The sequence below is a fragment of the Paenibacillus sp. PAMC21692 genome (assembly GCF_014303795.1).
Taxonomy (GTDB): Bacteria; Bacillota; Bacilli; order Paenibacillales; family Paenibacillaceae; genus Pristimantibacillus; species Pristimantibacillus agaridevorans.
The window spans coordinates 621,415-634,958 of record NZ_CP060293.1 but is presented as its reverse complement, the minus strand read 5'-3'; the positions used below and the strand labels follow the sequence as shown (position 1 = coordinate 634,958).

Genomic DNA, 13,544 nt, shown 5'->3' with positions numbered 1-13,544 from the left:
GACCCTGAGGTCGGGGATTTGTTTTGTGCTAAGAGGCGATTCTTCTCCATCCATGGGGATATGTTGTTAAGTTGTTCAAACAGGATAGTCCGCCTGCACATGATACCGTCCCTTTGGCACGACCATAGGGGATCCCGATATCGGGTCCGGTATAACCGTGCAGTCCAGTCCGAAGATGTCCTTTACGAGCGTGCTGGTCACGACCTCGGACGGGATGCCTTCGGCCACGAGGTTGCCTTCGTGCATGGCGACAATATGATCGGCATATCGCGCGGATAAGTTGATGTCATGGAGGACCATGACGATCGTTGTGCCTGCCTTGCGGTTTAAGTCGGTGAGCAGGTCCAGAATTTCGACCTGATAAGTAATATCCAGGAAGGTCGTCGGCTCGTCCAGGAATAGAATATCCGTTTCCTGCGCCAATGCCATCGCAATCCAGACGCGTTGCCGCTGACCGCCCGACAACTCGTCGATATTGTGGTTGGCGAATTCGGTAATCCGCATCGTTTCCATCGCTTCGGCTACCGCCGCGTAGTCCTTCTTCGTCCAGTTGCCGAACAAGGACTGATGGGGGAACCTCCCCCGCCCGACCAAGTCCGTCACGGTAATACCCTCAGGGACGATGGGGGATTGCGGCAGCAGTCCAACCACCCGGGCCAATTGCTTGGGCGGAATTTTGCTCAGCGGTTTCCCGTCGAGCGTGATGGTGCCGGACTCGGGCTTGATCAGCCTCGCCATCGTCTTAAGCAGCGTGGACTTGCCGCACCCGTTGGAGCCGATAATGACGCTTATCTTATGGCTGGGTATGACAAGATCCACGCCGTGAATGACTGTTCGATTCTCATAGCCTGCTACAATCCGTTCGACCTGGAAGTGATGTGTCGGCTTCATTATAATTCTCCCTTCCGATTCATTCGGACTAACAAGAAGATGAGATAAGGCGCTCCGAGCAATCCGGTGATGATGCCTACGGGGAATCTGTAAGGGGTAGCGAATTGTCCGATGAGATCCGCCGCCAGTACCAGGTTAATGCCTACCAACCCGGCGGGAATGATGTTCGAGAAGCCGATTCCGACTAAGCGCTTTGCTATCGGTCCGGCAAGAAAGGAGACGAAAGCAATTGGACCTGTAGTGGCGGTCGCGATAGCAATCATGCAGACGGAGGCCACGATAAGCGCGATCCGGGTCTTGTCCGTGGCGACGCCAAGGGAAGTAGCCGCTTGTTCACCGAGTTCCAATAGATTCAACTGCTTGCCAAGCACCATGATGATAGGCGTGCAGATCAATACGGTTATCATCAGGGGCGGCAGCCTGTCCATCTGGGCGCCATTAAGGCTGCCCGTAAGCCACCTTATTGCCGCGGGGAGATCTTGTTCCGCGCTGACCAGCATCAGGTAAGAGATGATGGCATCGATCATGGCTTGTATGCCGATCCCGACTAAAATGAGCCTTCCAATCGAGAACGACCTGCCTCGGGACAATACATAGATCAAGATGACGGTGGCAAGTCCCGCAATGACGGATGCTATCGATATGACGGCCCCGCTGGCTTGAAGAATAACGATGCAGAAGACGGCTGCCACGCTGGAGCCTGACGTAATGCCGATCACGTTGGGATTGGCCAGCGGGTTGCGCAGCATGGTTTGGAACGTATATCCCGCAATGCCGAATGCAAATCCTGCAAAAAGCCCTGCCAGCATTCTCGGCAGGCGAATCGTGCTAACCGCAAAGGATACGCCCTTGAGCTGTTCGCCCGACAGCGCTCGGATAATGTCCTGTACGGGGTAGATGGTGTTGCCTAACATAAGCATAGCGCAGCACAACATACATGCCAGCACCGCAAGCAAACCCGTCACAAGCATCCATCGGCCGCGTCTCTGTCGCCGGCCTGCCATAATTAGAGTAATCGTCGAATTGTTATTGGTCATAATGAACGCACTTTCGATCTCATAGCGACTATGATTAGTATGGGGGCTCCGATAAACGCCGTCACGACGCCAACCTCAAGCTCCCCGGGTCTGCCGATCAGCCTGCCGCCCACATCCGCTATGGTAAGAATACCGGCGCCGGCAATGGCTGACATCGGGATAACAAAACGCAGGTCGGGTCCTATCATTAAGCGGATGACGTGAGTGGATAACAGTCCGATAAATCCTATCGGTCCTGCCAGCGCGGTAGTCGCCCCGCATAATAACACGCCGGCGAGCGCCGCGGTAAAGCGGAGCGTTCCCGTTCGAACGCCGAGACCGGTCGCCGTGTCATCCCCCAGCGCCAATGCATTGAGTGCGGGAGCCGCAAGGAACCCGATCAGGAGCCCGACGACCAAAAACGGGACGAATGTGCCGATTCCGCTCCAACTGGCCGAGCCCACGCTGCCGACTTGCCAGAACCGGAATTGGTCCATCACGTAAGAGCGCGGAATCATGATAGCGGTAACCAGAGAGCCGAGAGCGGCGCTTGTGGCCGCCCCTGCCAGAACAAGCTTAATGGGCGTGGCACCGCCACGCCCCATTGAGCCGATTCCGAACACGAACACCGCAGTAATCGCAGCGCCGGCCAAAGCTAGCCATATATATTGATTCGCCGTGCTTATGTTCCAGAACGCGATGCCGCACACCACGAATAACGAAGCTCCCATGTTGACGCCCAAAATGCTGGGATCCGCAATGGGGTTGCGCGTGACGGCTTGCATCAGCGCTCCGGACACTCCGAGCGCCGCTCCGCAGCATAAGCTGAAGACGGTGCGGGAGATTCGCTTGCGTACGATGTTGGCCGAGTAGGAGTCCACGTCGGAACGAAATAATCCGTCCATTATTTCGTGGAGTCTCAGGGGCTTGGAGCCCAGGGCCAGCGAAGCCAACACGCATACGACCAGCAAGGCTATACAAGCGACCAGAACCAGGGCGAAGTTTTTGGGCATATGCGAATTAAGCTTGCCCGTGTTCGGAATCGAAGAGCTACTCATTGAGCTTGTCGATTGCTCCGCCGATTAATGCCAAGTATTCGTCCATCGTATAAGCGATGGAGAGCGGATTCGGGTTGCCGGATGCGGCCAGCGGCGTACCGTTGCCGATAAACACGACGGATCCACGTTGGATCGCAGGGATTTTGCCCAGCAGGGAGTCTGCTTTTACTGCTTCATATAAGCTCTCGTCGCCATAACCGATGATGATATCGGCATCGTTCAGCGCCTCGGCATTCTCGGCGCTCAAAGACAGCGAGTAGGCAGATGGGTCTGTGATTTGGCTCGTGACGCTCTCCGGATATTCCATGCCAAGCTCGATCAGGAATGCGCCGCGGGGGTCTGCAGGCGTATACAGGTGCAGCTTGGACATATCTTTAGCCGAGAAGTTGACCCAAACGACTTTTTTGCCTTGCATTTGCGGGTATTTGCCCGCTTTTTCCTTGATCAAAGCTTCGGTGTCTTTGATGAGCTGCTCGCCCTCTGCCTTCATGCCCATGCCTTCCGCCGAGAAGAGAACTTGCTCGCGCCATGTTGTTGCCCACGGCTTGGATTGGTAAGCGACAACCGGAGCGATTTGGCTCAGCGTTTCATAGTCTTCCGGAGTAATGCCGGAGTAAGCGGCAAGGATGACGTCCGGATTCGCATCGGAGATGGCTTCGAAGTCCAGGCCGTCTGTATCTTGGAAGATATTTGGCTCCGTAACGTTGAGATCCTTGAGCTTCGCGGCTGTCCAAGGTAGCAACCCGCTGTCGTCTTGAACGCCGTAGTTCGCTGCCGAGAAGCCGACGGGAACGACGCCCAAGGCAAGAGCAACGTCATGGTTCGCCCATTGGATGGTTACAACTCGCTCAGGCTTGCTTTCGATAACCGCTTCGCCGAGAGCATGCTTGATGACGATCGGATATTGCGTATCGTCTTTAGCCGGTGTTTCAGTCGCAGCGGCAGGCGCTTCAGCGCTTGTTGTCGGGGAAGGCGACGGAGTGGAATTAGAGGCTTGACTGGAGCAGCCTGCCAGCGCGATGGCAAGCAATGCGGCAACGAACAACGTGGATAATGAGTACTTGCGTTTGGAATTCATTTGTGTACCTTCCTTATCTTGAAATATATTTTAGCTAACGCTAATTCATGGGATAATAAAGCTTATTAACGATAATGATTATCATAATCATAAAATATATAGTCTTATCGGCGGGTTGTCAATAAAAAATATCCCGAGGCCGGCAGTAGGGATTTATTTGTTGTTTAAAGGCGCGGATGAAACCATATGCGTCTTGTCGCGGAAAAAGCGTTGTCAAATGTGACAAAATGAGCGAGAAGTGGTTGAACGCCATCCCCAGTATGAGTACAATAAAAATGGGCGAAAGACAACACGCTTTGGCCTTCAGGCAAGGATGATCCCTAGGTGAGCAAGTGAAGTCAGTAATAACAGCAATCGGCTGGGGCCTTTCTTGCGCGCCAGGATTAACGATGTGTTCGTAGATTGGGATGCGCATCTCGCTAAGAGCGTCATCGTCTTCGCTCTGCAACCCATAACATAAAAGGTATTAATGTACCAGAGACAGTGCTGGACATAAGCCTGGATAGAAGCTCTGCGAACAAGAGAGCTGCTATTTGGGCCTTTTTGTCTATATCCCTTAAGAAGGAGGTACAATAATTGTCTTCATTTCAAGAACGCGAGCAACATCAAGTCAGCGAGTCCGATCTAAGACTGGACAGGCTGGCATCTGTCGGCCAGATCGCCGCGGGCATCGCCCATGAGGTAAAGAATCCCCTGACCGCGGTTAAAGGCTTTCTTCAATTGCTTAAACACGAAGCGCCGCATAAGTATTTGGACTTCGCCTACGCGGAGCTGGAAAACGCTATCGATACCATGCAAAATTTATTGCATGTCTCGAAGCCGGATCTGGAGGAGGAGCCCTTCGATGACATCCAACTGTGTTCCGAGCTGGAAGCCTTGCTGTACCTCTTTCAAGAACGATCCTATGAGGTATCCATTCAAAAACAATTCTCGGATTGCGATACGAGAATTTATGGCAAACGGAATCAGTTGAAAAAAGCCTTTTTTAACCTGCTCAAAAATGCCTTCGAAGCCACTGGCGACAACGGAACCATAACCGTCAAGCATTATAAATCGGGCGACAAACTGTTCGTGAAGGTTTCGGATACGGGCGTCGGGATCCCGGAGGGGAAGCTCAAGCTGCTGGGCACGCCATTCTATACGTCGAAATCAGAGGGCACCGGGATGGGACTGACGCAAGTGTTCGCTTCCGTATACGAGCATAACGGGATCATAAGGGTCAGAAGCGAGGTGGGAGCAGGAACGGAGTTTTCTATCGAATTTCCGGTTCATCATCCGACATCGAATCAGTGGGAGGCAATTCCTATGAACGTAAAGTATGTTCAGAACCATAGCTTTCCGGAATTTTATTTAACGAATCAGCCTGAGTTTCTCGAGACGCTCAAGCTGCAGGGCAAAGAAATCTTCGAGCTCATTAATGTGTCCGATATAAGCCCTGCCTCCATACTGGAATCGGCAAATACCGTCGTGATGCTGCTGAATGAACGCAACGAGCAAGGTCTTATTTCGCACGCCAAGGAACATGGGAGGAATTGGGCCAGCCATAACCTGGACTTGATACTGAAGCTGGAATGGATCCAGATGCTCCGCAAAACCTATTGGGATTTGTTGCACCACTACTATGCCAATGTAGAACAGACCGAAATTGAGTTTTTTCAGCTGGAGAGGCAGATCAACTATACGCTGGACACCTACCTGAAGCATTTCGCATCCAGCTATGCCGAGTTCAAGAACGAAGTGCTGCGGAATCAACGCGTTATGATCGAGGAATTATCTGTTCCCGTCATTCCGTTGTATGAACATACGGCGATTCTCCCCATCATGGGCACCTTGGACACGGCTCGCATCAAGAAGATTCAGGAGCATGCCTTCGACCGGATCTATCAGCTGAAGCTGAAAGAAATCATCATCGACTTATCCGGCGTTGCTTATATGGACGACAAGATAATGTCGCAGCTGTTTAAAATCGTTAACGGCGCCTCCATACAAGGCTGCAAGGCCATTATGACAGGCATCCGACCAGAAATGACAAGCACGATGGTCGAATTGGGAATTTCGCTGCACGAAAGGGTTGAGACAAGAGGGTCCTTGCAGCAAGCATTAGAAGAATTCGTGCGATCTTACAAGCTTTGACCTTGCTAATTAGGCATAAAATCATTAAGATAAAGTGAGGGTAACAGATATGATGCTATTACCTTATTCTTTCACGCGATAAAGGCTCGCATTCTAGCAATAGCATTTATACGAACTCGGAATTTAGCTGGCCGCAATGAACCAGAGATAGCGCTGGACATAAGCCTAAATAAATGTTGCAATCGCGACCTTTGTTTAGGCTTTTTTTTATTTTTATGGAAATTTCAGGACACAGACTAAGGATGAACTTACAGCATATGAATGATAATTATTTCCAGAACGAAATAGCAAGCCATATTGGGAAAATGCTGCGAGATGCATTCGGCAAAGGGCCTCAGTCCATCTATGTAAGCGTAGACAGGCCATATATTGTGATCTATCTGCGTAATTTCTTGACGCCTACAGAGAGAATCCTGCTGAATCAGGGACAGCAACAGACCGTACGACATACGCGGGACATTGTGATGTCTTGGTTAGTCCCCGAGATTAAGGCCTATTTGCTGGTATTAACCGGTATAAGCAACCTCGATTTTTATTATGACTGGGAGTTGCCTTATCATTCCGGCGTCTTCGTAGGACAGTGGTCCGATGAGAATGCCGCGATAGAAGAGAGCGCTGCGGCAGAAGAGGCCAGAGAGCCCTACGCAGGCCAGGAGGAGCTTCATCGCGAGCTGATTCTGATGAGCGGCCGCATTCAAAAGGAGCCGGAACACATTTACTCCCGCCAGTTGAACAAGCGAACGCTGCTGGTGGTCCGAAACGGGATCCTGATCGATCTGAGCAAGGAGCTGATCCGGCTTCGTGACGAGGAACACTTGAAGGAGGCGTTGACGCGTCTCGAGAAACAATTTGTGCGGAATAATAAACATGTGGAGCAAATACTTAATGCGAGAATCGTCGACGTATTCGTTGATTGGGACTTCGGGAGAGATCGAAGCGTCATCGTACTTATCTTAAGCCCGTAGGCCGGAGGGTCCGGGGACATCGGCAAGACAAGGAGCTGGCGCGAGCCTGCTCTTTTTTTAATTACGGGCATCTCTGCAGGGTTGCCCGTTAGCATTTCGGCAACAGGGATTTTGTGAAATAATAGGGAGAACGGGAGGCTGGGCATAGATGATGATGAAGCAGAGTAGCGGTGCGGCGTCGAGGCCGCAGCAGGAAAGAATCGCCCCTCTGGAGCTGGTATCCGGACAGTGCACCGTCGTGCAGTGCAATCACGATGTTGGTCGCGCTTTAATTAGATCCATCACGGGAGAAGACGCCGCTTCTCCCGGCCAAGTTCTTTATAAAGGAAAGCCGTTATTGCTTACAGATCCCGATACCGCGAAGCTGGTGGGCTTCTGCGGTCTCGAAGAGGGCATCTACAGACGATTGAAAGTGAGGGAGTACTTGCAATTCTGGGCGCGGTTATACGACGCGACTATCTCCGTCCAGGAGTTGCTTGGCGTAATTGGGCTGGAGGAGAAGGCGGAGGAAAGGATCTCCAGACTGAGCGATTCCGAGAAGCGGCTGCTGGGCTTCGCTAGAAGCATCGTTCACGATCCGGAGCTCGTGATCTGGGAGGAGCCGGAGCAGAATCTGGACTTGCATAGCTGCATGGTCGTGCGAAGATTGATCGACGAGCTTATCCGCAAGGACAAGGCGGTGCTCATCACTTGCTCGACGCTTGAGCAGGCGTTGTCGATCTCGAACCGGATCTTCCATCTGACGGGAGACGCGTTGACCCCGATCACCGTCCAGGAAGCGGCGGAATACGCCGAGCCGGAAGCCTCCCGCCCGGAACAGTCGGACTCCGAAACGCAGGCGGTGCCCGATAGCGATATGAAGCTGGCGCGATTGATGGTGAAGACGGAGGACAAATATGTGTTCGTCGATCCCCAGGACATTCGGTACATCGAGAGCAACGAGGGCGCGACAAGCTTGTTTACGACTTCTGGAGCCTTCGCTTGCGCCTGGACGCTGTCGGAACTGGAAGAGAAGCTGAAGCCCTACCGCTTCTATCGCTGCCATCGCTCTTATATCGTCCGGCTGGACGTTATCGCCGAATTGATCGTATGGAGCCGCAACAGCTACAGTCTCGTGCTCGACGACGACAAGCGATCGAGAATCCCCCTCTCCAAGGGGAAATTCGAGGAGCTTAAAGGAATGGTCGGTCTCTGATCCTGTTCCATTCGCCCCCGATAACGCTGAATTCACCTCGAAAATGACGCCTTCCATGGCTATTTGGCGGCAAGTCGGTCTCCAAAGGGTTAATCTGGAGTCGAGCTTACCGGCTACGCGAGTTTAAGGGAAGGTGACCGTTCATTGTGAAGCAAGCGATTATCAAGGTAGAGAACCTCGGGAAGCAGTACAAGAAGAAGCAAGCCTTGAAGGGCATCAGCTTCGAGGTCCAGCAAGGGGAAATATTCGGATTCCTGGGTCCCAGCGGCTCAGGCAAAACAACGACGGTCAAAATTCTGACCTCGCAGCTCATCTATACGTCGGGGCGCGTTCAGGTGCTGGGAAGCGACCCCGGCCGCAGCCGTCGTCCCGCCTTTCTGGCACGAATCGGCGTGTTGACAGATAACAGCGGACTGTACGACCGGCTGAGCGTGTTGGATAACCTCGTTCTCTTCTGCCGGCTGTACGGCGTCTCGGAGAAGCGGGCCGGGGCTGTTCTGGAAGCCGTCAATTTGTCCGGCGACGGCAAGACGCCCGTCGGGAAGCTGTCCAAGGGGATGAAGCAGCGGGTTACGCTGGGCAGGGCGATTTTGCACGAGCCGGATATTCTGTTCCTGGATGAGCCGACGTCCGCGCTGGATCCCGTTAATAGCGGCCGCATTCGGGAGACGCTGCTGGAGATGAACCGCCGGGGCACCACGATCTTCCTGACGACGCACAATATGCAGGAAGCCGAGCAGCTCTGCCACCGCGTCGCGTTCCTGAACAACGGGGAGTTGTCAGCGCTGGATACCCCTCAGGCGCTTCGCCTGCGCTACGGCGACCGTACCATTACGGTAACGACGCGGGAGGGCAGCCGGGTGATCGCTCAGAACGAAGCGGGGGCGGACGAGGTGAGCGCGCTCATGCGAAACGGGGGGCTGCTGGCGATTCATTCCAACGAGCCAACTCTTGGCGATATCTTTGTACAGTTGACGGGAAGGGGGCTGGAATGATGTTCTCGATGCGCAGATTCAAGGCGATGGTGGCCAAGGAGTGGAAGGACGGCATTCGCAATCCGCATATTCTGCTCAATGCGGGCATGCCAATCCTGCTTGCCCTGTTGTTCGTTCAGAAGGACGGCGACCCCGCCGACCTTACGTTCCTGACGGTTCCCATCCTCGTCGCCATCTCCATTACCGGCGCCTTCGTCCAGGCGGCCATGATCGCCGAGGAGAAGGAGAAGAACACGCTCCGGGCATTGATGCTGTCCCCGGCTACTAAGCTTGAAGTGCTGGCGGGCAAAAGCGCCACGACGGTTCTGTTCGCCTTGATCGTCATCGCTGCTTGTATCGTCATATCCGGCGTGCCCGACGTTAATATCGCATATTTGGCGATTCTCTCCGTCCTGTTATTGATGATTTTCATGGCGCTTGGGACGGTGATCGGCCTAATCGCGCGTACGGCATCGGAGTCCTCCATTGTCGGATTGCCCGTCTTGTTGTTTTTTATATTCGGACCAATATTCGTGCCTGACCTGGATGTGCCCGTTCTCATGAACGTGATCCGCTGGTTGCCTTCGCAGCAATACGTGGTTGCCATTACGGAGCTTCATCGGGATGGCGCATTCGGCAGCATCGCTGGCCAGATGCTTAATCTGCTTGCTTGGACGGCACTGACGGGAGCGTTATGCTTCCTGGCTTACGGCAGACAGCGTTTCGACAAGTAAAGAAGCCGCGTGCGAATCCGAATATAACGACAATGGAGGGGATATCCGTGAACAATAACAAGCTGGTCAAAAATATTATAATCGGCGTTGTGGTGCTTGCCGTCGTCCTGGTCGTCAAGAAGTTTTGGCTGCCGGACGGCATTCTGGGATTGTTCGAATAGCTGATCTGGCGGACGGCAAAGAAGGCTCGGTCCCCCTGAGACCGAGCCATTCTATTAGGCCAGCAAGTTCTTCGTCAGCCATGGTTTGATAAGGGGCAGAACTGTATCCGGCTGCATTGCCTTCGTATGGTCCATATCCTCCCCCTGCAAAAGCGCAATATCCCAGCCCTGTTCTGTCAAAGCCGCTTCATGCCTGCGCAATGCCCCCGCGATATCTACCGTCACGCCTCCAAAGTTTTCCCCATATACGATCGTGTCCCTCTCCCCCGCGAAAGCAAGTCTCGGCAGCTTCAACAGCTCAAGAATGGACTTGTCGTCGAAATCCCGCAGATGGTCATACAAGGTGTAGAATTGTTTCGTTTGTTTGGGATCCAAAGCTATCTGGACGCTGCTCCAATCGAAGCCCTCCGGGCTGCTTTCCGGGCTGTTGGAAGATTGGAAGACATCGCCGGAGCGGTTCTGCTGTTGCAGGGCTTGCTCATGCGTCCTGGACGTTACGGTCAGCATCTCCTTGTACGGCCCTTCGAGCGGCGGGAATCCTCCCATGATCAAGCTCTCCAGCCGATTGCTTCGAATGGCCAATTGCAAGCCCGCGAGAGCGAGCCAGGAGTAACCGTAATAGCTGAAGACAGGTACATTCATTTCGTCTGCGATTTGCAGGAAGTCTTGGCAGATGGAATCGGGAGTCAGCAGCTCCGGCCTGGGATTGCCCATGAGATGCCCCTCATAGTCGAAATATAAAATCCTGAACCGGTCCGACAGCCCCTCGACCAAGTGTTTGCCCAGCTCGGGATCGACGCCCCACATGCGCAAGTTGTCGGCATCTATGCCGTACACCGATTGCTTGAACACCGGAAGCATAACGACCGGATGGGCCGGATTGCCGGCCAAACCGATCTCAAGCGCTGTACCGTCGCTTAACGATATGTTTTTTTTCAATGCGTTCATTCCTCCTCAGCGGTATCTGTTTCATCTTCTACGATACAACATGGATGCAATCGTCCGGTTTGGTCCGGCAGAACGCAGGTGGTATAATGTAGAGTAGGTCGTAAAGCTAACGAAGCACTTTAAGGTATGGCTTGAAGGATGGAGGCGCTGGAGCATGGCGAAGGTCTACACGCCGAGTCAAGTTGCACGGCGTATGGGTGTCAGTACCACCACCTTAAGAAGATACGAAGAGCAAGGGCTGCTTCCCGACGTGCCTAGAGGCGGGGGCAATCACCGATGTTATGAATCCGTTCATCTCCAGGCCTTCATCACCATCCGGTGGTTATTGAAGGGCTATGAAATCCCCTTGGCTTACGATGTCATGAGGAAGATCAAGGGCGGGGAGACAACGGATGCCCTATGGTTGGTAAACGGGCAGCTGCATATAGCCCAGGAGGAGAAAAGGCGCGTCGAGGATATCATTCGAATGGTCCGGCATACTGCATTCGATCGTTATCGCAACGTAAAGCTGACGGATGGAATGAGCATCGGACAGGTGGCGGAGCTAGCCGGAGTCAACGCTTCTGCCATCCGGCACTGGGAGAAGGAAGGGCTGATCGTATCGGCACGGGATCCTGACAATGGTTACCGGATCTTTACGATAGCCGAGCTTCGCAAAATTTTGGTCATCAGCAGCTTAAGGAAAACAATCTATTACATCGAGAATTTAAAAGATCTTCTGAACGAAATCGAAGGACATCGTTATTCGACGGTCGATCAATCGTTCCAGTACGCCCTTCAGCGACTGAACGGCAAGCTTGAGGCGCAATTCCATGCGATAGCGGAGCTTATGAAATACATCGGGTTGGTTAGGAGCAATGAGGCATGAAGAAGTGGTTGCTTATCGGGCTGTGCTGTCTGTTTTTGCTTCAAGGCTGCGCGGATTCTGACGGCGGAGCTGCAGAAAATCGGGATGAGGAGAGTGGGAGCATGAACGGGAGTCTGAATGAAGGGTTGCTGGCTGCCGCGAAAGCGGGGCAGCAGGATGCCATTGAAAAGCTTCTGCAAGACGGGGCAGACATCAATGTACAGGATGGAGAAGGACGCACGCCTGCCATGATCGCGACCTACAACAACGATATCGGGATGGCGAAGGCGCTGATCGAAGCGGGGGCGGACGTCAATATACGGGACGGGATGAAAAACTCGCCGTTTTTATATGCCGAGGCGGAAGGGTATCTGGAAATTCTCAAGCTTACGATCGAAGCGGGCGCCGATCCCGCCATTACGAACCGTTACGGAGGCACCGCTCTAATTCCCGCCTCCGAGCACGGTTACGTGGAGGTTGTCCAAGAGCTGCTGACGAAGACGGACATCGACGTCAATCATGTCAATAACCTGGGCTGGACGGCGCTGCTGGAGGCCATCATTCTAAATAACGGGAACGAGAGGCAGGAGCGGACCGTGGAATTGCTGATTCGGCATGGAGCGGATGTCGACCTGGCGGACAAAGAAGGCGTGACCCCGTTGCAGCATGCCCGTTCGAAAGGCTTCGCGGGGATCGAGAAGCTATTAGTGGAGGCCGGGGCCAAGTAGGTAGGAGTATAAGTTTTTCTCAACTGGAGGTGTGGCCATGTATTTGGTATCCCAATCGTATCCGCTGCTTGACCGGGGCGGGCAGGTTCCGGAAGAAAAGGCGGCAGCCGTGTTCCCGCCGGGATATATGCGTTTTCTCCAGCGCTTCGGCGAGGGGACGTACAGAGGTTGGATGAACGTCTATTGGCCCGATGCGGAGGTGCTGAAGCCGTTCGTCGATTACGACCTGTGGGAGCATGACGAGGACAGCCCCATTACCCGGCAGCAAATCGGCGAGCTGATAGCGATCGGGAGCTCGGTGGACGGAGATTTCCTTGCGGTGCATCCACCGACCGGTCAGTTGCTGTGGCTCCCTCGGCACGGGGACCAGTTGCAGCGAATCTCGCTGGATGTATCGGAGCCGAAAGACGACGGGGCTTATGCGCGTTCGCTGGACGAAATTTTTCGCGAGGTTTACGGCAATGTTCAAGAGGATGACGTGTATTACGAGCCACGGTCGGATACGAGGAATCATCTCTTCCTGCGCTTGCCGCCCGATCCAGACAGACTTACGCTGCCGCGGCTGGCGGGTTTGTGCCGCGAAGCCTTTCCGCCGGATCTGGTCATCGAGAACCAATACGGGTGCAAGCTGTTCAATCGCCGATTAGGCGGTTATATCCGTTTCAATTATGCTAATGGGCAGGAAGTAGCCATCATTTACGAGAAGGATGCCGGACAGCTGTTCGCCGACATCAAGCAGTGGCTACTGTCCCAGGGCTGCGTGCAGTTTGGGCAGTGAATAGCGCAAGTTGACAACGGCCGAGGGTGCAATCCGGG

Annotated in this window: 13 protein-coding genes; 8 read left to right on the top strand and 5 right to left on the bottom strand. The window is 53.7% G+C overall.

What is annotated here, in order from left to right; translation table 11 throughout:
* Positions 1 to 75 precede the first annotated feature (75 nt).
* The 4 genes from H7F31_RS02560 to H7F31_RS02545 are packed head-to-tail and all read right to left on the bottom strand — an operon-like array spanning position 76 to position 4,043.
* A complete protein-coding gene (locus tag H7F31_RS02560) occupies positions 76 to 891 on the bottom strand; it encodes an ABC transporter ATP-binding protein (protein WP_187102882.1) in 816 nt (271 codons plus the stop codon).
* Entirely contained in the window at positions 891 to 1,928 is a 1,038-nt protein-coding gene (locus tag H7F31_RS02555; protein ID WP_187102881.1) for a FecCD family ABC transporter permease, read from the bottom strand. The genes H7F31_RS02560 and H7F31_RS02555 overlap by 1 nt, the downstream gene beginning before the upstream one ends.
* Positions 1,925 to 2,965 (bottom strand): FecCD family ABC transporter permease, encoded by a 1,041-nt coding sequence (locus H7F31_RS02550; protein WP_187102880.1) that lies wholly within the window; start codon positions 2,963 to 2,965, stop codon positions 1,925 to 1,927. Before H7F31_RS02550 ends, H7F31_RS02555 begins: the two co-directional genes overlap by 4 nt.
* Positions 2,958 to 4,043 carry an iron-siderophore ABC transporter substrate-binding protein gene (locus H7F31_RS02545; RefSeq protein ID WP_187102879.1) on the bottom strand — a complete coding sequence of 362 codons (1,086 nt, stop codon included), beginning with the start codon at positions 4,041 to 4,043 and terminating at the stop codon, positions 2,958 to 2,960. The genes H7F31_RS02550 and H7F31_RS02545 overlap by 8 nt, the downstream gene beginning before the upstream one ends.
* A 576-nt stretch (positions 4,044 to 4,619) precedes the next feature.
* Here H7F31_RS02545 and H7F31_RS02540 point away from each other — a divergent pair.
* The 5 genes from H7F31_RS02540 (at position 4,620) to H7F31_RS02520 (ending at position 10,044) form a co-directional block, all read left to right on the top strand.
* Positions 4,620 to 6,176, top strand: a complete 1,557-nt coding sequence (locus H7F31_RS02540) for an ATP-binding protein (protein ID WP_187102878.1) — start codon at positions 4,620 to 4,622, stop codon at positions 6,174 to 6,176.
* Between the two features lie 257 nt (positions 6,177 to 6,433).
* Positions 6,434 to 7,141: a Na-translocating system protein MpsC family protein gene (locus tag H7F31_RS02535; protein ID WP_187102877.1), complete on the top strand. Its 708-nt coding sequence runs from the start codon at positions 6,434 to 6,436 to the stop codon at positions 7,139 to 7,141.
* A gap of 148 nt (positions 7,142 to 7,289) precedes the next feature.
* Positions 7,290 to 8,336 carry a LytTR family transcriptional regulator DNA-binding domain-containing protein gene (locus H7F31_RS02530; protein WP_187102876.1) on the top strand — a complete coding sequence of 349 codons (1,047 nt, stop codon included), beginning with the start codon at positions 7,290 to 7,292 and terminating at the stop codon, positions 8,334 to 8,336.
* Between the two features lie 146 nt (positions 8,337 to 8,482).
* On the top strand, positions 8,483 to 9,331 hold the full coding sequence (locus H7F31_RS02525) for an ABC transporter ATP-binding protein (RefSeq protein WP_187102875.1): 849 nt from the start codon (positions 8,483 to 8,485) through the stop codon (positions 9,329 to 9,331).
* Entirely contained in the window at positions 9,328 to 10,044 is a 717-nt protein-coding gene (locus tag H7F31_RS02520) for an ABC transporter permease (protein ID WP_187102874.1), read from the top strand. The genes H7F31_RS02525 and H7F31_RS02520 overlap by 4 nt, the downstream gene beginning before the upstream one ends.
* A gap of 215 nt (positions 10,045 to 10,259) precedes the next feature.
* Here the strand turns inward: H7F31_RS02520 and H7F31_RS02515 are convergent, their stop codons facing one another.
* On the bottom strand, positions 10,260 to 11,144 hold the full coding sequence (locus tag H7F31_RS02515) for an alpha/beta fold hydrolase (RefSeq protein WP_187102873.1): 885 nt from the start codon (positions 11,142 to 11,144) through the stop codon (positions 10,260 to 10,262).
* 163 nt (positions 11,145 to 11,307) lie between these two features.
* Between H7F31_RS02515 and H7F31_RS02510 the strand changes: the two genes are divergently transcribed.
* Genes H7F31_RS02510 through H7F31_RS02500 form a run of 3 tightly spaced genes read left to right on the top strand, consistent with a single transcriptional unit; the run spans position 11,308 to position 13,506 of the window.
* The gene (locus H7F31_RS02510; protein WP_187102872.1) at positions 11,308 to 12,021 is read left to right on the top strand and encodes a MerR family DNA-binding transcriptional regulator; all 714 of its coding nucleotides are present in this window, start codon (positions 11,308 to 11,310) and stop codon (positions 12,019 to 12,021) included.
* Entirely contained in the window at positions 12,018 to 12,728 is a 711-nt protein-coding gene (locus tag H7F31_RS02505; RefSeq protein WP_187102871.1) for an ankyrin repeat domain-containing protein, read from the top strand. The genes H7F31_RS02510 and H7F31_RS02505 overlap by 4 nt, the downstream gene beginning before the upstream one ends.
* A gap of 37 nt (positions 12,729 to 12,765) precedes the next feature.
* Complete coding sequence (locus tag H7F31_RS02500) at positions 12,766 to 13,506, top strand: hypothetical protein (RefSeq protein WP_187102870.1); 741 nt, start codon at positions 12,766 to 12,768, stop codon at positions 13,504 to 13,506.
* Positions 13,507 to 13,544: the final 38 nt, after the last annotated feature.